The organism is Pseudomonas sp. CBC3, assembly GCF_037967085.1.
Lineage (GTDB): Bacteria > Pseudomonadota > Gammaproteobacteria > Pseudomonadales > Pseudomonadaceae > Stutzerimonas.
Map to the genome: position 1 here is coordinate 1505651 of NZ_JBANEO010000001.1, position 18394 is coordinate 1524044.

An 18394-nucleotide genomic window follows, 5' to 3' on the forward strand; every position below is an offset into this window, starting at 1 on the left:
GAGGATAAAGGATAACGGCGGTGAGGCCGGAAAAAGCGCTGGAGGCCGGACTCAAGCTTGTCCAGCCTCCACGGCCTTGCGGTCAGTTCATGCCAGGAAACCTGCTGTCGGCCTCCGGTTCGACCCGGGGCGGCATGTGGTGCGTGGTGACGAGCTTGTCGTCCTGCATCGAGTGCAAGTGAACATCGAAGCCCCAGAGCCGATGCAGGTGTTTGAGTATCTCGTCGGTTGAGCCACCCAGCGGTTTGCGGTCGTGTTGCTGATGGCGCAGGGTCAGCGAGCGATCACCGCGACGATCGACGCTCCACACCTGCACGTTGGGCTCGCGATTGCCAAGGTTGTACTGCGCTGCCAGCAATTCGCGAATGGTGTGATAGCCGCTTTCGTCATGGATGGCCGGGACCAGTAGCTCGTCTTTCTGATCGTCGTCGAGGATGCTGAACAACTTGAGATCGCGGATCACCTTCGGCGAGAGAAATTGTAGGATGAAGCTCTCGTCCTTGAAGTTGTTCATGGCGAACTTCACCGTGGTCAGCCAGTCGCTGCCGGCAATATCCGGGAACCAGCGCTTGTCTTCCTCGGTAGGGTTCTCACAGATCCGGCGGATGTCCTGATACATGGCGAACCCAAGCGTGTAGGGGTTGATGCCGCTGTAATACGGACTGTCGAAGCCGGGTTGATAGATCACGCTGGTGTGCGACTGCAGAAACTCCATCATGAAACCGTCGGTCACCAGGCCCTCGTCGTAGAGGTCGTTAAGCAAGGTGTAGTGCCAGAAGGTCGCCCAGCCTTCGTTCATCACCTGAGTCTGGCGCTGCGGATAGAAGTACTGCGCGATCTTGCGCACGATACGAACCACCTCGCGCTGCCAGGGCTCCAGCAGAGGCGCGTGCTTCTCGATGAAATAAAGAATGTTCTCCTGCGGTTCGGCCGGGAAACGCTGGTCACGTTGGCGCTCGTCGTCCTTCTCGCCGAATTTGGGAATGGTCCGCCAGAGGTCGTTGATCTGCTTTTGCAGATGCTCTTCGCGGTCCTTCTGGCGACGCCGTTCCTCTTCGGCGGAGATGGGGTAGGGGCGCTTGTAACGGTCGACGCCGTAATTCATCAGGGCATGGCAGGAATCGAGCAAATCTTCCACCGCGTCGATGCCGTGGCGTTCCTCGCATTGGGTGATGTACTGCTTGGCGAACACGAGGTAGTCGATGATCGAGCTGGCATCGGTCCAGGTGCGGAACAGGTAATTGCCCTTGAAAAAGCTGTTGTGACCGTAGCTGGCGTGGGCGATCACCAAGGCCTGCATGGTGATGGTGTTTTCTTCCATCAGATAGGCGATGCAGGGGTCGGAGTTGATCACGATCTCGTAGGCCAGCCCCATCTGGCCGCGCGTGTAAGATTTTTCCGTGCTGAGGAAATGCTTGCCGTAGGACCAGTGGTGGTAGCCCAGTGGCATGCCCACCGACGCGTAGGCGTCCATCATCTGCTCGGCGGTGATGACTTCGATCTGGTTCGGGTAGGTATCCAGCGCATAGCGCTCGGCGATACGTCCAATCTCGCGGTCGTAGGTACGGATCAGGTCGAAGGTCCATTCCGAGCCGGTGGATATGGGCTGTCGTTTCATGCTGCGTACCTCAGCTAGCCATGCGCCGCTGGAAGAGTTCGCGGAACACCGGATAGATGTCGCCTGCGGTCACCAGTTGCTGTTGGGCGAACGAGTCGCCGAAGGCTTCGGCCACCTGGTTGTACTCGTACCACAGCGCCTGATGTTCGCGTGGCGTGATCTCGACGTAGGTGAAGTATTGGACGAACGGCATGATCTGGTTGATCAGGATGTCCCGGCAAATCGGTGAATCATCATTCCAGTTGTCGCCGTCCGAAGCCTGTGCCGCATAGATGTTCCATTCGTTGGCCGGATAACGCTCGGCCATGATCTCCTGCATCATTTTCAGCGCGCTGGAGACAATGGTCCCGCCGGTTTCCCGCGAGTAGAAAAACTCCTCTTCATCGACCTCCTTGGCGCTGGTGTGATGGCGGATGAACACCACGTCGATCTTGTCGTAGTTCCGCTTTAGGAACAGGTACAAGAGGATGAAGAAGCGTTTGGCGATGTCCTTGGTCGCCTGGGTCATGGAGCCGGAGACGTCCATCAGGCAGAACATGACTGCTTTGGAGCTAGGGTTGGGATGCTTGACCAGCAGGTTGTACTTGAGGTCGAAGGTGTCGAGGAAGGGCACGCGATGGATGCGCGCGCTGAGTCGCTCGATCTCCTCTTCGGCGGCCTGGATATCGGTGAAGTTGGCAGGCTCCTCTAGCTTCAATCGAGCCAGCTCGGCTTTTACGTCACGCAATTTTGCGCGGCTGCTGCCGGACAGGGCGATGCGACGCGCATGCGCTGAGCGCAGCGTGCGGACGATGTTGATGCGTGACGGGTTGCCCTCGTTGCTGATGCCGGCGCGCACCGTCTTGAAGGTGTCGGTGCCGGTCAGGTGACGCTTGACCAGATTGGGTAGTTCGAGGTCCTCGAACATGAAGTCGAGAAACTCTTCCTGAGTGATCTGAAAAACGAAGTCGTCCATGCCTTCGCCGTTATTGCTGGCCTTGCCTGCGCCCTGGCCCCCGCCACCGCCCTGCGGTCGAGGAATACGCTCACCAGCAATGAACTCCTTGTTGCCCGGATGCACGATGGTCTGCCGACCACCGCGTCCGTGATGCAGGATCGGCTCGTCGATATCGCGACCGGGAATGCTGATTTGTTCGCCGTGCTCCATATCGGTGATGGAACGGCGTCCCACAGCCTCTTCGACAGCTTTCTTGATATGCCCACGGTATCGCTGCAGGAATCGCTGGCGGTTTACCGTGCTCTTGTTCTTGCCGTTCAGGCGACGGTCGATCACGTAGCTCATACGAGCCCTCCGGGTCGAGCTGGAAGTCGTAAGCCCGAAGCTGGAAGTGCTGCTTCGACTTCCAGCTTCAAGCTCTCAGCTGCTTTACTGTGATTTCCGTACCCGCAGATACCATTCCGAAAGCAGGCGAACCTGTTTCTCCGTATAGCCTCGCTCGACCATGCGCACGACGAAGTCGTTGTGCTTCTTCTGATCTTCCTTGCTGGCTTTGGCATTGAAGCTGATGACCGGTAGCAAATCTTCGGTGTTGGAGAACATTTTCTTCTCGATCACCACGCGCAGCTTCTCGTAGCTGAGCCAGCTCGGATTCTTGCCGTTGTTGTTGGCCCGAGCGCGCAAGACGAAGTTGACGATCTCGTTGCGGAAATCCTTCGGGTTGCTGATGCCGGCGGGTTTCTCGATCTTCTCCAGCTCCTCGTTCAGCGCCATGCGATTGAGGATTTCGCCGGTTTCCGGATCGCGATATTCCTGATCCTGAATCCAGAAGTCTGCGTAGAGCACGTAGCGGTCGAAGATGTTCTGACCGTACTCGCTGTAAGATTCGAGATAGGCGGTCTGGATTTCCTTGCCGATGAAGTCGACGTAGCGCGGCGCCAGATACTCCTTGATGAAGCGCAAGTAGCGCTCGCGCACCTCGGCCGGGAACTGCTCCTGTTCGATCTGTTGCTCCAGCACATAGAGCAGATGTACCGGGTTTGCGGCGATTTCGTGCGGATCGAAGTTGAACACCTTGGACAAGATCTTGAAGGCGAAGCGAGTCGAGAGGCCATTCATGCCTTCGTCGACCCCAGCGGTGTCCCGGTATTCCTGGATCGATTTGGCCTTCGGATCGGTGTCCTTCAGGTTCTCGCCGTCATAGACGCGCATCTTCGAGTAGATATTGGAGTTTTCCGGCTCCTTCAGGCGGCTCAACACGGAGAACTGCGCCAGCATCTTCAGCGTATCAGGGGCGCAGTGGGCCTTGGACAGCGAGCTGTTGAACAGGAGTTTGTCGTAAATCTTGATCTCATCAGTAACCCGCAGGCAGTACGGCACCTTGACGATGTAGATGCGGTCGATGAAGGCTTCGTTGTTCTTGTTGTTGCGGAAGGTGTGCCACTCCGACTCGTTGGAGTGGGCCAGCAGGATGCCGTTGTAGGGAATCGCGCCGAGGCCTTCGGTGCTGTTGTAGTTGCCTTCCTGGGTAGCGGTCAGCAGCGGGTGCAGCACCTTGATCGGTGCCTTGAACATCTCGACGAATTCCATCATGCCCTGGTTGGCGCGGCAGAGTGCGCCGGAGTAGCTGTAGGCGTCGGCGTCGTTCTGTGGAAATTCTTCGAGCTTGCGGATATCCACTTTACCGACCAGAGCTGAGATGTCCTGGTTGTTCTCATCGCCTGGTTCGGTCTTGGCAATGGCGATCTGATTGAGGATAGAGGGGTACAGCTTGACCACCCGAAACTGGCTAATGTCGCCGCCGAATTCCTGCAGGCGCTTGGTGGCCCAGGGCGACATGATTGAGTTCAGATAGCGGCGTGGGATGCCATAGTCTTCTTCGAGGATCTGCGCGTCCTCGGCCGGGTTGAACAAGCCCAACGGCGACTCGAAAACCGGCGAGCCCTTGATAGCGTAGAAGGGCACCTTTTCCATCAGCTGCTTGAGCTTTTCGGCGAGCGACGATTTGCCGCCGCCCACCGGGCCGAGCAGGTAAAGGATCTGCTTCTTCTCCTCAAGCCCCTGCGCGGCATGGCGGAAGTAGGAGACGATCTGATCGATGCAGTCTTCCATGCCATGAAAATCTTCGAAGGCGGGGTAGCGGCGGATCACCTTGTTGGAAAAAATCCGTGAAAGGCGTGAGTCGGTCGAGGTGTCGATCAGCTCGGGTTCACCGATTGCCATCAATAGGCGTTCGGCTGCAGTGGCGTAGGTGCCCCGGTCTTCCTTGCACAGATCGAGGTACTCCTGAAGCGAATACTCTTCCTGGCGGGTTGCTTCGAATCGTTGCTGGAAATGGCTGAAAATGCTCATGACTTCACCTCGGACGATGCTCGGAGCCGGTGTTGTCATCAGGCATTCAGGTGCGGCCGACTGATCGGCCTGTGGAGTTCCCCCGAACACCTAATGGTTAAAACCTGAGGCCCGGTAGCCGGTAAATGGCTTCCACCTGTTTGGATGGCCTTAACTGAAGGATAGTTCGGATTCAGCAAATTCAAGGGAGGAGAAGGGCAATAACCGCTGCGTTTCGTCGGACGATCAGCGCAAGGCCGCGTGATACGCGGCGTAACAGCGAGATATTTTTTACAGCGGATCGCCTTGTTCGACCTCCTGAGGGAATGTCTGCCGCCACAGCTCGAAGCCGCCATCGAGGCTATAGACGTCGGAAAAGCCCTGGTTGACGAGGTAGGCCGCAGCACTCTGACTGGAGTGGCCGTGGTAGCAAGTGACGATGAGCGGGTGATCCAAGTCCGCCGCCGCAATGAAGTCGGGCAGGGATTGATTGTCGAGATGTGTCGAGCCGGTGATATGACCGTTGGCGTAGCTGTGTGGATCGCGAATATCGACGATCACGCCGCCCTCGCTGCGCAGCGTCTGGGCTTGCTCGGGAGAGATGCGTTTGAAGTCGGTCATGGTTTTGCCTCGCAGTCGCAGTGGTGCAGTTCGTTGCTGTCGACGTTCATCAGGGTCATGGTGTTGCCCCATACGCAGCCGGTATCCAACGCATAGACGTTGGGCTCGTCGCAGTGGCCCTCCAGCGCCGCCCAATGGCCGAAGATAATCTTGCAGCCGCGGGTCTTGCGGTTGGAGTGACTGAACCAGGGTTCGAAGCCCGGCGGTGCCGAATCCAGCCCGTCCTTGGCCTGCAGCTCCAGCGTGCCGTCGGCCTTGCAGAACCGCATGCGGGTGAAGTAGTTGGTGATCAGGCGCAGCCGCGGCACGCCTTGCAACTCTTTGTTCCACTTGGCCGGCTGGTTGCCATACATGCCGTCGAGAAAGGGCGGCAGCAGGGCGTCGTCACGCAGTGCCTGCTCCACTTCCGCTGCGCGCCGAAGCGCCTTGGCCAGCGTCCATTGGGGTGGTATGCCGGCGTGGACCATGGTCGTCTCTCGTTCGGCGTCGTGATGGATCAATTTCTGCTGGCGCAGCCAGTGGATCAGGTCCGCTCGATCAGGTGCGTCGAGGATGGATTTGAGCGTATCGGATCTTTTCAGCCGCTCGATATTGTGCGCAACGGCTACCAGATGCAGATCGTGGTTGCCCAGCACCGTAACGCACGAGGTGCCCAAGTCGCGCACGAAACGCAGCGCCTCGAGCGACTGTGGACCACGGTTGACCAAATCTCCGGCGAGCCACAGGCAATCGCGTGAGGGGCTAAAATCGACCCGCTGCAGCAGGCATTGAAGAGGTTCGAGGCAACCTTGCAGGTCGCCGACAGCATATGTAGTCAATGCAGAGCTCCGGGTACGGCCAGCCGGAAAGGCGCGATCGCGGCTTCGAAGCGGTGTCCATCTTCGGCCAGCATCTGATAGCTGCCCTGCATCGTGCCGACACGGGACGTCATCAGCGTGCCGCTGGTATAGACGTGACGTTGGCCCGGCGCGATCACCGGCTGCTCGCCGACCACTCCGGCGCCGCGTACCTCCTGCACTTGTCCATCTCCATCGGTGATGATCCAGTGACGAGACAGTAGTTGCGCAGTCAGCTGGCCCTTGTTTTCGATCGTTACCCTGTAGGCAAAGGCATAACGGTTTTGTTCCGGCTGCGATTGGTCGGCCAGGTAGGTCGGACTGACACTGACGTCGAACCAGTAGCGGAGGTCTTCGGACATGGGGACTCCTGCGGGTGGGCTTCGCCTTCAGGCGCGGGTGCAGCTACGGGCGGAAAGTTGATCTGACAATCTGACGAACGCGGCCAGATCCAGCTGTTCCGGGCGCAAGCTGCCGTCGACATCGGCTGCGGCGATTTCGTCCGCGTCGAGCAGACCTTTGAGCGTATTGCGCAGCGTCTTGCGGCGCTGATTGAAAGCCTGACGGACGACGATTTCTAACTGGCGATGGTCGCGCGCCGGATGCGGCAGCACCTCGTGCGGGACCAGGCGCACGATCGCCGACTCGACCTTGGGTGCCGGATTGAAGGCGCCCGGACCCACATTGAACAGATGCTCCACGCGGCAGTGATACTGCACCATGATCGACAGACGCCCCCAGTCTCCCCCGCCTGGCTGCGCGGCGAGCCGCTCGACCACTTCCTTCTGCAGCATGAAATGCATGTCGCGGATCAGCCCTGCGTGGTCGAGCAGATGGAAGATCAGTGGCGTGGAAATGTTGTACGGCAGGTTACCGACGATGCGCAGGCTGCTGGGCTCTTGGCTCAATTGGGCGAAGTCGAACTTCAGCGCATCGCCTTGGTTGAGCGCAAAGTTGTCCCGGTCGGCGAATTTTTGTTGAAGGATTGGAATCAGGTCCAGATCGAGCTCAACCACGTCCAGCTGCGCACCGCTGTCCAGCAGGCCCTCGGTCAGGGCGCCCTGACCCGGTCCGATCTCGACGATTCGCTCGCCCGGCTTGGCATGGATGGAGCGTAGGATGCGATGAATCACGCCAGCGTCATGGAGAAAATTCTGGCCGAAACGCTTGCGCGCGCGGTGTTGGTAGTCGGACATCGAAAGCTCCAGGGAGCAGCTTGAAGCGGAAGCTTGAAGCTGGAAGCGGATAAGGCGCGCATTTTAGCAGGCTGTAAGAGCGGAGAGACGATAACGGCGCTGGAGGCCGGAAAGGGACGCGGGGCGATTCAGGGGTGTCTGCGCGAACATTCCAAACAGTCTCTAGCTCTCAACGAGCAGAGTGGGCTTTTTTACATTCGCCAAATACTGCTCGGTAGAGTGGAAACGCGTGTTCCGTGCTGTGAAGCCAGGACACAGGCCGCGAGGCAGGCTAAAGACAAATGCTACACAGTAGCTTCCAGCTTCCAGCTTCCAGCTCAGCTAGGGCCGGCCATCTGATAGGCCGTTTCCAGCGCTACCTGCAGGCTACCGGTATCGATTCGCCCTGTGCCCGCGAGGTCCAATGCGGTGCCATGGTCGACCGACGTGCGCACGATCGGTAGGCCCAGGGTCACGTTGACGGCTGCGCCGAAGCCTTTGTACTTGAGTACCGGCAAACCTTGGTCGTGGTACATCGCCAGCACCGCATCGCAGGTGTCGAGGTGCTTGGGTGTGAACAGGGTGTCGGCCGGCAGCGGGCCGATTAGATTCAGGCCTTCGCCGCGCAAGCGCTGCAGGGTCGGTTCGATGATTTCGATTTCCTCGCGGCCCAGATGCCCGCTCTCGCCAGCATGAGGGTTGAGCCCGCAGACCAGAATACGCGGCTGCGCAATGCCGAACTTGCCGACCAGATCGGCATGCAGGATGCGGGCGACACGTTCCAGCCGCTCGGAGGTAATCGCCGCCGCGACATCCTTGAGCGGCAGATGCGTGGTGACCAGCGCTACACGCAGGCCGCGAGTGGCGAGCATCATCACCACTTGCTCGGTGCTGGTCAGCTCGGCGAGGAATTCGGTGTGGCCGGAGAAAGGAATCCCGGCTTCGTTGATCACACCCTTGTGCACCGGCGCGGTGATCATGCCTGCGAAGACGCCATCGCTGCAGCCCTGACCAGCCCGCGTCAGTGTGTCCAGCACGTAGTGGCCGTTGTGTGGGTTCAGCTGACCCGCAGCTACTGGTGCCTGAAGCGGCGTATCCCAGACATATAGACTGTTGGGTGGTGCTGGTGCGGCTGGCCAGGCGCCTGGGCCGACATCGAGAAGGGCCATGGCCAGTCCCAACTGTTCGGCGCGTTCGGCCAGCAGCGCCCGGCTGGCGATGGCTACCAGCGCCCGGGGTTGGGCTTCGCGAGCCAGCAGCAGGCAAAGATCTGGACCGATGCCGGCCGGCTCTCCAGGTGTCAGGGCGAAGGGAAGGGACATAAGGCCTCCAGCGGGTAGAGCGGCAAGCGAAGGGCAGCTACAAGCCGCAAGCGACAAGTACAGCGGGAGCCAAAGGCTAAAAGACGGCAAACGCGCAGAGGCCGAACGAAAACGCCCGCGCTGACGTGGGGTGGATGCAGCCTTGTCGAGCGGATCTGGAATCGTAGGGCGGGTTACTCCCGCCCTACGACTCTTGGTAGATCGCATGACCCACTGCACATCGAGAGCAGCGGTGAGCTTCAGGCTAGAAGCAGCAAGCTGAAGCCAGTCACCACGCTAATTTCCCGCTTAGAGCTTGATTTCCACATAGGCTTCGTCGCGTATCTGACGCAGCCAAGCTTGCAGCTCTTCTTCGTATTTACGGTTGCGCAGCAGGTTGAGCGCCTGTTGCTCGCGAAACTCTTCGCTGGCGTCCGTCGCACGGCGCCCAAGGACTTCGAGGATGTGCCAGCCGTACGGGGTCTTGAAGGCTTCGGACAGCTGGCCGCTCGGGGTGTTGGCCATCACTTCGCGGAATTCCGGTACCAGCGAACTCGGGTCGATCCAGTTCAGGTCGCCTCCGTTGAGCGCGGAGCCCGGGTCTTCGGAAAAACTCTTCGCCAGTTCAGAGAAACTCTCGCCCGCGAGAATACGCTCGCGCAGGCGCTCGACGAGGCGTCGGCTTTCTTCTTCGCTACGTATCTGGCTGGGCTTGATCAGGATATGGCGGACATGAATCTCGTCGCGAACCTGAGTATCTCCGCCGCGCTTGTCGAGCACCTTGAGCATGATGAAGCCCGGCGGGGTACGCACCGGCTGGGTGAAGTCACCGACCTCCATGGTGCTGACTTCGGTGTCGAACGGTGGCGGCAGCTGAGCGGCTTTACGCCACCCCATGTCGCCGCCTTCCAGTGCGTTTTCACTGGCTGAGCGAGACACCGCCAGCCTGGCGAAATCTGCACCCTGCTGGAGTTGTTGATAGGTGTCCATCGCCATTTCTTCGGCCGCCTGGATCGTGGCCGAATCAGCCGATTCGGGAACCGGAATCAGGATGTTGGCCAGTCGGTACTCTTCGGAAAGCTGCAGTTTGCCGAGGTCGGAGGCCAGAAAGTTTTCGACTTCCTGATTGGATATCTGAATGCGTTCGGCGATACGGCGCTGGCGCACGCGACTGATGACCATCTCGCGGCGAATCTGCTCGCGAGCGGTCTCCAGGCTCAAACCATCTCGCTCCAGGGCCGCGCGGAACTGGTCCAGGGTCATGTTGTTGCGCTGGGCAATGGTCCCCATGGCCTGGTTGAGTTCTTCATCGGAGATGCGGATGCCCGAACGATCGCCGATCTGCAACTGGAGGTTTTCGGTGATCAGGCGTTCCAGCACCTGTTGCTGCATGACGTCCTGCGGTGGCATTTCGGCGCCACGCTTCTCGATAGTCTGCTCGACTTCGCGAAGACGCTGGTCCAACTGGCTCTGCATGATAACGTCGTTGTCGACGATGGCGACGATACGGTCAAGCGGGCGCACCTCGGCCGAGGCAGTCGTGGCGATAGTCGCGCAGCCCAGTAAGAGGGTGCCCGCCACCAGCGGGCGCAGGTAATCAGAAAGCTTGGTCTTCACGTTCACGGTAGCCTTGTATGCCTTCGTCGAGGAATGTCTCGGTGGAGCTGCCGAACACACCGCCGAGTCCCTTGAGGACGATTTGCAGGAAGATGCCATTGTCTGGCTCGTCGTTCTGCGATGGGTTGAGACTGGTCTCGTCGTAGTCGATCCAGTAACGATTGATCAGTCGCAGCTTCCAGCAGCAACTGTCGTACTCGAAGCCGCCGAAGGCCTCCAGCGTACGATTGCGGCTGTAGTCGTGCTGCCAGCGCGCGATCACGCTCCACTGCGGCGCGACTGGCCAGATGGTGGAGAAGTCGTGCTGGTTGATCTTGTAGTAGTCCTTGATGTATTCGGGCGAGCCCGGCGCGCCGTAATCGCCGCCATAGGACCACTGACCGGTCGCCTGATCGAAGCGGATGGTATCGTTGCGATAGCGGTACCCGATATTGACGATTTTTCGCGGATTGTCCGCTGGTTGGTAGTGAAACATGGCGCTGCCGGAGCGCGTCCGGCTTGCGTCCGGGTCCCAGTTGAAGGTGGAGGTGAAGCGCCAATCGCGGTTGTAGCGGTACATGTACTCCAGTGCATAGGGAGATACATCTGACTGGGTATCAGGGCGATCCGCGGCTGTCATTCCAGGTAGCTGCACTTCGCGATCACGGAAGTAGAAAGCCTGGCCGATACTAAAGCGCTGCCGCTCCAGCCCGTTCGGTTCGATCCAGCGATTGGTCACGCCGAGGGATATCTGATTAGCGTCGCCGATACGATCCTTGCCGGAGAAGCGGTTTTCGCGCCACAGCGACGAATAACTGAAGGTGCTCTCGCCGGTATCGAATATTGGAATGGCGTCCTGATCTTCTTCTGGTACGTAGAGATAGAACAGTCGGGGTTCAAGGCTCTGACGGTAATCCTTGCCAAACCATTGAGTGTCGCGATCGAAATAAAGGCCGCTGTCGACGCTGAAGATCGGCACGCTGCGATCCGGTGAGTCGTTGAAGTCGCTCACTTGGCCGCGCCCGGTATTGTCCAGCGTCAGGTCATATTTTGTGTATGCGTACTTCAATGAGGGTTTGATGAAGCCCCAGCTCCAATTGAGCGGCAGGCTGACACCTGGCTCCAGGTGCAGACGCTCACCTTCGGCGCGGGTAAGACCGCTCAGACGATCGTCATACCAACGCTCGTCGATACCGTCTTCGTTCTGAAAGAATCCGTCACGCAGACTCCGCTGGAAGCTGACGAACTCGGTGTTATAGGCAAAACGCAGACCGCCCGGCTGGAACGGCAGGGCGCCATTGAGCGTCAGCTGCGGTAGCCGCTCGTACGGCGTGATATCAACGACGGTAGCGCGTTCGTAAGCATGCACGTTCAGCCGCGCCGTATAACTGTCGCCGCGCCAGGTCAGGGTGCCGCGCTGATCAAGATGATCCGGCTGGCTGATGCCCAATTGGGTATCCAGATCCTGGAAGTAATAAGGATCGCTGATGTCCGTGTAGTCGACTTCAGCCAGCAGACGTGAGTCCAAACCGGTCCGGTGCTGCCAGCTGTACATCCAGCGCTGGTCTTCGTATTCGGATTGCAGCTCGCGGTCGTCGTTGCTGTCGTTCAGATAGGCTGCGCCGAACTGGCCTTCGCTGCTGCGAGTCAGGTAGCGGAACTCGCCTTCCATCAGCAGGCCGCGATCGGACATGTAGTTGGGGTAGAGCGTGGCGTCGAAGTTCGGCGCCAGGTTGAAATAGTACGGCGTGACCAACGAAAGCCCGCTATCGCTCGAGGAGCTGATGCTGGGCGCAAGAAAGCCGGACTGGCGACGGTCATCGATCGGGAAATGGATATAGGGCGTGTAGAACACCGGAATGTCCTTGACCCGCAGCGTCACGTTGGTCGCCGAGCCGAAGCCGGTGGCGGGGTTCAACGTGACGTTATTACCCCTCAGGTGCCAGCTGTTTTCGCCTGGTTCGCAACTGGTGTACGTCCCGTCCTTGAGGCGGATGATGGCATCGTCTGTGCGTTTGGCGTACAGCGCGCTGCCGCGGACCCTGCCTTCATGGACCACGTATTCGGCGTTTTCGACCTGGGCTTCGCCGGTGTCGAGGAATATCTCAGCGCGATCTCCGACCATCAGGGCACCCTGATCACGCAGGCGAACATTGCCTTTCAGCTCGCCGCGATTTTCCAGCTGATAGAGGCTGGCTTCATCGGCTTCGGCCTGGATGCTGCCCTGGCGCAATACCACATCACCGGCCAGTGTCGCGATTTCTTGCTGCTGTTCGTAGCGCGTGGCTTTCGCCGAAACATAGGTCGGCGCCTCGCTCATCGGCGTGTCGTCGAACCGGCCGGGGCGGCTCGGCTCAACGTAGGTGCCGGCGCAATAGGGGCCTGTTTCCGCCAGCTGGGCATCGGTCAGCTGATTACGCGGTACCCAGTCCAGGTGGCTGTAATCGGCACTGCGCGAGGCGAGTGCACGACCTTTGCTCTCGGTGACCAACTTGGTGGTGGCTGCCTGGCGCTCGGCCTTGCTGGTGCGAGGCTGTGCGGCACTCGTGTCGCTGGCCGCGCTGCCACGATGTACGGGGCGCGGTGGCAGATCGGGGCTGACGACATCGGATGCGCAACTCCAGCTGCCATTGGGGCCGGGCTGACAGGCAAACTGTTCGGCTGCGATAACAAGTGGAGTCGCTACAGGTTGCAATGCGAGCAAGCCGCCAGTAACCAGTAGGGGGAATTTTTTACGAAAAGCGGGATATTTGACTGCCATCTTGTTTTTTGGTCCGTGCTTACGGCGAGCCATCGGCCGGGCTGGGCCGCACGCCTCTCGATGGGCTGAAAAAGATGCTGGATAATAAAGCATGACCCGCCTATCGGCTAGCGCCGTGGAGAGCACTGATATGCCGCAACAAGATCAACGCCTGCAGGACCTGAAGGCATGGCTGCAGCCTCGATTGGCCGAGCTTTTCGCCTGTCGTGGCTGGGGTGGTGTACCCGAGGCGTCACTGGTTCCGGCCAGCAGCGATGCCAGTTTCCGTCGCTACTTTCGCTGGGAGGCGCCGGGGCGCAGCTTTATCGTGATGGACGCCCCGCCGCCGCAGGAGAACTGTCGGCCGTTCGTTGAGGTAGCCGCACTGTTGGCCAGTGCGGGCGTCAACGTGCCCGAGATTCTGGCGCAGGATCTGGACCGGGGCTTCCTACTGTTGAGCGATCTGGGCCGCCAGACGTACCTCGACGTCATCGACGAAGCCAATGCCGATGAACTGTTCGCCGACGCGATGCGAGCGCTGCTCGCCTTCCAGACATCACCGATAACGACGCTCCTGCCAAACTATGACGAGGCGTTGCTGCGCCGCGAACTTCAGCTGTTTCCCGAATGGTACGTGCAGCGCCACCTGGGCCATCGTTTCAGCACGAATGAGTTGGATGTGTGGGAGCGCATCTGTCGGTTGCTGATCGACTCGGCACTGGAGCAGCCGCGCGTGCTGGTGCACCGCGATTACATGCCGCGCAACCTGATGCTCAGCGAACCGAACCCGGGCGTGCTGGATTTCCAGGACGCGGTCGTCGGTCCGGTGACCTATGACATCACCTCGCTGTTCAAGGATGCCTTCCTCAGTTGGCCCGAGGCGCGCGTGCAAGGTTGGCTGCGCAATTATTGGGAGGCCGCACGTAGCGCTGGCGTCCCGGTTCAGGCAGATTTCGAGGCGTTTCAGCGCGCCAGCGACCTGATGGGGCTGCAGCGGCACTTAAAGGTCATTGGCATCTTTGCGCGGATCTGCCACCGCGACGGCAAGCCGCGCTATCTGGCCGACGTGCCGCGGTTCTTCACGTATATCGAAACGGTAGCGGCGCGCCGACCTGAGCTGGCAGAACTGAGTGAATTGCTGCAAGGCCTGCCGCGTACGCAGGTACAGCTATGAAAGCGATGATTCTTGCCGCCGGCAAAGGCGAGCGCTTACGGCCACTGACGTTGCATACGCCCAAGCCATTGGTGCGGGCAGGTGGCACGCCGCTGATCGAATATCACGTTCGGGCTCTGGCCGAGGCCGGCTTCACCGAGCTGGTAATCAATCATGCCTGGCTCGGCGAGCAGATCGAGGCCTACCTGGGCGCGGGTGATCAGTTCGGCGTATCCATCCGCTATTCGGCCGAGGGCGAGCCGCTCGAGACGGGTGGCGGTATTCATCGCGCGCTGCCGTTGCTGGGCGATCAGCCATTTGCGGTGGTCAACGGCGATATCTGGACCGACTACGACTTCGCTGCGCTGGCATTGCCACCGGAGCGACTGGCGCACCTGGTGCTGGTGGATAACCCGGCGCATCATCCGGCAGGCGACTTTGCGCTTGCTGAGGGAAACATCGTGGAAGGTGAGGCATCGTCAGCCAAGCTGACCTATAGCGGCATCGCCGTGTTGCACCCGCGCTTGTTCGCCGATTGCACTGCCGGCGCGTTCAAACTGGCGCCGCTGCTGCGCGGGGCAATAGCGGCTGGCCAGGTCAGCGGCGAGCGCCATACCGGTCGCTGGGTCGATGTCGGCACCCATGAGCGCCTGGCTGAAGTCGAGCGGATCCTGGAGGCGCGACGCTGAATGTTCTGGCCCATTACGCTGCTGGGCGCGCTGATCGGTTGGCTGATCGCGAGCATTCCGGGGGCTCTGCTCGGCGCGCTGCTCGGGCAGGGAGTTGATCGCCGGTTCGGGTTGAATTCCTGGGCCAAGCTGCGTGATCGCGTGCTCGGCAACAAGGCGCTGATGCAAGGCGATGAATTGCTATTTTTCCTTCTTGGTCGCCTGGCCAAAAGTGGCGGTCGGATCAGTGAAGCGCACATCCAGACCGCGCGCCGCGAGATGCAGCGGCTACAGTTGAGTTCGACGGCCCAGCGCGCCGCCATCGACGCCTTCTATCGGGGCAAGTCCAGCGGTGACGGCTTACGCGAACCGCTGCAGCGCCTAAAGGGGCGACATGACACGGCCAAGGCAGTGCTGCAGGCCTGCTGGCGGATGGCGCGCGCGCAGGGGCAGATCGATGCCCGGCAGCATGAACTGATCATGCTGTGGGGCAAATGGATGGGCTGGGATGCAGCGGCCATTGTGGCGCTGGACCCCAGTGGTGGCAGACGTCAGGGCGCGCCGAGTAATCTGGGCGGCGCCTACGAGCAGGCCCTGCGTTTGCTCGGCGTGCGCGCCGACAGCGAACCCCAGGCGATCAAGCGTGCCTACCGGCGATTGCTCAGCAAGCATCACCCCGACAAGCAGGCTGGAGCCGGCGCCACCACGCAGCAGGTTCGCGAGGCGACTGAGCGGACCCGTGAATTGCATAACGCCTACACCCTGATCCGCGAGCGTCGCGGGTTTCGCTAGCGTGTCAACCTACGGCTGCTTGTCCAGCCAGCCACGAACTCGCCGCAACAGCTGTTCCTGCCCGGTTTCCGGATCGCCGTTCAGCGGCTGCAACCCCACCTGCTTATAAGCCGGATGGCTGTTGCGACGGCTTGCGTCGAGCCGCTCGCGGGCCGCGGAGCGCTGGCTGGCGCTGTTTCTGTAATAGATGTCGCCGGTCGCCAGTTTGAGCGTCGCGACCAATCGCGCGAGTGACTCGTCCTGTCCGTCGGGTTGGCGTGGCTGGATCATCAAGAGATGCCTGACGTCGGCTGGCGCCAGTTGCTGCAGATAACGTGCGGCCCAGTAGCCGCCTGTGTCCTGACCGAGAAGCACGATGGCCGCTGGTTGCTTGCTGCGGGCGAAGGCGAGTGCCGCCTCGATGCGCTCGTCGATCTGCTCGGCCTGATTCGGCTGCGCAACTGCGGGCTCGGTGGGTTCATCGGTCTCGGCGTCGATCGGCGCCTCATCCGGCGTGGCTGCGGTTTCCTCGGGTAGATAACCTGCCTCGCTGGGTGGTTCGTCTTCCGCGGGCTGTTTTGCATCCGTTTCGGCTTGTTCGACTGGTGGCTCCGCCGGGTCTTCGGGCGCGGCGATCGGGATCGGGATGGGCAAATCCGGCAGGCTGAGGCTCAGGGTGTGCCAGCCGTGATCGGGCAAGCCGCGGCGCAGCGGGCCGATGCCGCGTGGCCAATCGGCGCTTTCCCCTTCGCCCGGTAGCAGGATGATCACCCCTTTGGGCGCGCCGACATTGGCAGGCCGCCACAGCGCGACGAAATCAGCGGAGCCTGCCTTCAGGCTGACGAACTCGGCGTCAGGCAGCTGGCGCAGCAGGTCGGCGGCCATGGTTTCACTGCGCGAGGGCAGGGGGGCTCGTTCTATTGGCGCAGGCGCAGGCGCAGGTGCCGCCTCCGGCGCAGGCGGCTCATCCGTGGCGCTGACCGATAGAGCCGTCGCGGTCGTTGTCAGGAGGGCAAGCAAACGCAGTGAATTGCGAAAACGAGGCATTGAAACTCCTGGTGTCCTGCCGGGGCTGATGGAGGCTGTGGTGTGGTTCGGATGCTGATGCGCAGTCTAGCGGAAGGACGGTCGAAAATTGGTCGTGCAAAATAATGCACGGCGTTCTACTGTAATCCGAACGCCTGAAGGCGTGGCGGTCGATCATCGTATGCTGCTGCGCTCGTTTTCCCGATGTTCATTCCGACCCGAGCCGACGATGAGCGGCGACTGAGGAGCTTATGAGCAAGACCAACGAATCCCTGATGCAACGCCGTGTCGCCGCCGTTCCCCGTGGCGTCGGCCAGATCCATCCGATCTTTGCCGATCATGCCAAGAACAGCAGCGTGGTCGACGTTGAAGGCCGTGAGTTCATTGATTTCGCCGGCGGCATCGCCGTGCTGAATACTGGCCACTTGCACCCGAAGATCATCAAGGCGGTGGAAGGGCAACTGCACAAACTGACTCACACCTGCTTTCAGGTACTGGCCTACGAGCCCTATGTCGAGCTGTGCGAGAAAATCAATGAGCGGGTGCCTGGGGATTTTGCCAAGAAGACCCTGCTGGTCACCACCGGCTCCGAGGCGGTGGAGAATGCGGTGAAGATCGCCCGCGCCGCCACCGGTCGCGCCGGGGTGATCGCCTTTACCGGCGCCTATCACGGCCGCACCATGATGACGCTCGGCCTGACCGGCAAGGTCGCGCCTTACTCGGCGGGCATGGGCCTGATGCCGGGCGGTATCTTCCGCGCGCTGTATCCCTGCTCGATCCATGGTGTCGGCGTCGACGAGTCGATTGCCAGCATCGAGCGCATCTTCAAGAACGACGCCGAGCCGCGCGACATCGCTGCGATCATCATCGAACCGGTGCAGGGCGAGGGCGGCTTCAACGTCGCGCCGAAGGACTTCATGGTCCGCCTGCGTGAATTGTGCGACCAGCACGGCATCCTGCTGATCGCCGATGAAGTGCAGACCGGTGCCGGTCGTACCGGGACCTTCTTCGCCATGGAACAGATGGGCGTGGTCGCGGACCTCACTACCTTCGCCAAGTCTGTTGGTGGGGGTTTCCCGATTGCTGGCGTGTGTGGCAAGGCCGAGCTGATGGATGCCATTGCGCCGGGTGGGCTCGGCGGCACCTACGCAGGTAACCCGCTGTCCTGCGCGGCGGCGCTGGCGGTGATGGAAATCTTCGACGAAGAGAAACTGCTCGACCGTTGTAAGGCGGTGGCGGAGAAACTCACAGGCGGCCTGGAGGCGATCCAGGCGCGGCACAAGGAAATCGGTGAAGTACGCGGGCTGGGCGCAATGGTCGCCATCGAACTGTTCGAGGGCGGCGATCATGTACGCCCCGCAGCTGCACTGACCGCACAAGTCGTCGCGCGAGCGCGAGAAAAGGGACTGATCCTGCTTTCCTGTGGCACCTACTACAACGTGCTGCGCGTGCTGGTGCCGCTGACAGTCGAGGACGAGGTGCTCGAACGCGGCCTGGCAATCATTGAGGAATGCTTCGACGAGCTGACCTGAACCACCCCGCGGCGTTCCGGCAATAAACGTCAGGCGCGCCGCAATACTGGCCCCTCGGGTACAATGCGCCGCATTCCGCCCGCGCTACC

At 60.6% G+C, this 18394-nt stretch carries 15 protein-coding genes; 4 read left to right on the forward strand and 11 right to left on the reverse strand.

Annotated elements, in window-relative coordinates; genetic code table 11:
* Window positions 1-82: 82 nt before the first annotated feature.
* From V6943_RS06945 to V6943_RS06990, 10 genes are all read right to left on the reverse strand, one after another.
* Entirely contained in the window at window positions 83-1618 is a 1536-nt protein-coding gene (locus V6943_RS06945; RefSeq protein WP_131651826.1) for a SpoVR family protein, read from the reverse strand.
* A 10-nt stretch (window positions 1619-1628) separates the two neighbouring features.
* Entirely contained in the window at window positions 1629-2900 is a 1272-nt protein-coding gene (locus V6943_RS06950) for a YeaH/YhbH family protein (RefSeq protein ID WP_181104504.1), read from the reverse strand.
* An 84-nt stretch (window positions 2901-2984) separates the two neighbouring features.
* Window positions 2985-4907 (reverse strand): PrkA family serine protein kinase, encoded by a 1923-nt coding sequence (locus tag V6943_RS06955; protein ID WP_131651828.1) that lies wholly within the window; start codon window positions 4905-4907, stop codon window positions 2985-2987.
* Window positions 4908-5177: 270 nt separating this feature from the next.
* On the reverse strand, window positions 5178-5507 hold the full coding sequence (gene glpE / locus V6943_RS06960; protein ID WP_131651829.1) for a thiosulfate sulfurtransferase GlpE: 330 nt from the start codon (window positions 5505-5507) through the stop codon (window positions 5178-5180).
* Window positions 5504-6325: a symmetrical bis(5'-nucleosyl)-tetraphosphatase gene (locus V6943_RS06965; RefSeq protein ID WP_340552983.1), complete on the reverse strand. Its 822-nt coding sequence runs from the start codon at window positions 6323-6325 to the stop codon at window positions 5504-5506. Before V6943_RS06965 ends, glpE begins: the two co-directional genes overlap by 4 nt.
* Complete coding sequence (gene apaG, locus V6943_RS06970) at window positions 6322-6705, reverse strand: Co2+/Mg2+ efflux protein ApaG (protein WP_131651831.1); 384 nt, start codon at window positions 6703-6705, stop codon at window positions 6322-6324. The genes V6943_RS06965 and apaG overlap by 4 nt, the downstream gene beginning before the upstream one ends.
* Before the next feature lie 27 nt (window positions 6706-6732).
* Window positions 6733-7539, reverse strand: coding sequence for a 16S rRNA (adenine(1518)-N(6)/adenine(1519)-N(6))-dimethyltransferase RsmA (rsmA, locus tag V6943_RS06975; RefSeq protein WP_181104482.1), 807 nt, complete (start codon window positions 7537-7539; stop codon window positions 6733-6735).
* Window positions 7540-7856: 317 nt separating this feature from the next.
* Window positions 7857-8840 (reverse strand): 4-hydroxythreonine-4-phosphate dehydrogenase PdxA, encoded by a 984-nt coding sequence (gene pdxA, locus V6943_RS06980; RefSeq protein ID WP_340552984.1) that lies wholly within the window; start codon window positions 8838-8840, stop codon window positions 7857-7859.
* Between the two features lie 288 nt (window positions 8841-9128).
* A complete protein-coding gene (locus tag V6943_RS06985) occupies window positions 9129-10436 on the reverse strand; it encodes a peptidylprolyl isomerase (protein WP_340552985.1) in 1308 nt (435 codons plus the stop codon).
* Window positions 10417-13176 (reverse strand): LPS-assembly protein LptD, encoded by a 2760-nt coding sequence (locus V6943_RS06990; protein ID WP_340552986.1) that lies wholly within the window; start codon window positions 13174-13176, stop codon window positions 10417-10419. Before V6943_RS06990 ends, V6943_RS06985 begins: the two co-directional genes overlap by 20 nt.
* A gap of 130 nt (window positions 13177-13306) precedes the next feature.
* Here V6943_RS06990 and V6943_RS06995 point away from each other — a divergent pair, with 130 nt between their 5' ends.
* Genes V6943_RS06995 through V6943_RS07005 form a run of 3 tightly spaced genes read left to right on the forward strand, consistent with a single transcriptional unit; the run spans window position 13307 to window position 15768 of the window.
* Entirely contained in the window at window positions 13307-14329 is a 1023-nt protein-coding gene (locus V6943_RS06995; protein WP_340552987.1) for an aminoglycoside phosphotransferase family protein, read from the forward strand.
* Window positions 14326-14997: an N-acetylmuramate alpha-1-phosphate uridylyltransferase MurU gene (gene murU, locus V6943_RS07000; protein ID WP_340552988.1), complete on the forward strand. Its 672-nt coding sequence runs from the start codon at window positions 14326-14328 to the stop codon at window positions 14995-14997. Before V6943_RS06995 ends, murU begins: the two co-directional genes overlap by 4 nt.
* Window positions 14998-15768 carry a DnaJ domain-containing protein gene (locus V6943_RS07005; RefSeq protein WP_340552989.1) on the forward strand — a complete coding sequence of 257 codons (771 nt, stop codon included), beginning with the start codon at window positions 14998-15000 and terminating at the stop codon, window positions 15766-15768.
* A gap of 9 nt (window positions 15769-15777) precedes the next feature.
* Here V6943_RS07005 and V6943_RS07010 read toward each other — a convergent pair whose 3' ends face one another.
* Entirely contained in the window at window positions 15778-16794 is a 1017-nt protein-coding gene (locus V6943_RS07010) for an alpha/beta hydrolase family protein (RefSeq protein WP_340552990.1), read from the reverse strand.
* Window positions 16795-17024: 230 nt separating this feature from the next.
* Here V6943_RS07010 and gabT point away from each other — a divergent pair, with 230 nt between their 5' ends.
* Window positions 17025-18305 carry a 4-aminobutyrate--2-oxoglutarate transaminase gene (gene gabT / locus V6943_RS07015; protein ID WP_340552991.1) on the forward strand — a complete coding sequence of 427 codons (1281 nt, stop codon included), beginning with the start codon at window positions 17025-17027 and terminating at the stop codon, window positions 18303-18305.
* The last annotated feature ends 89 nt before the right edge of the window (window positions 18306-18394 follow it).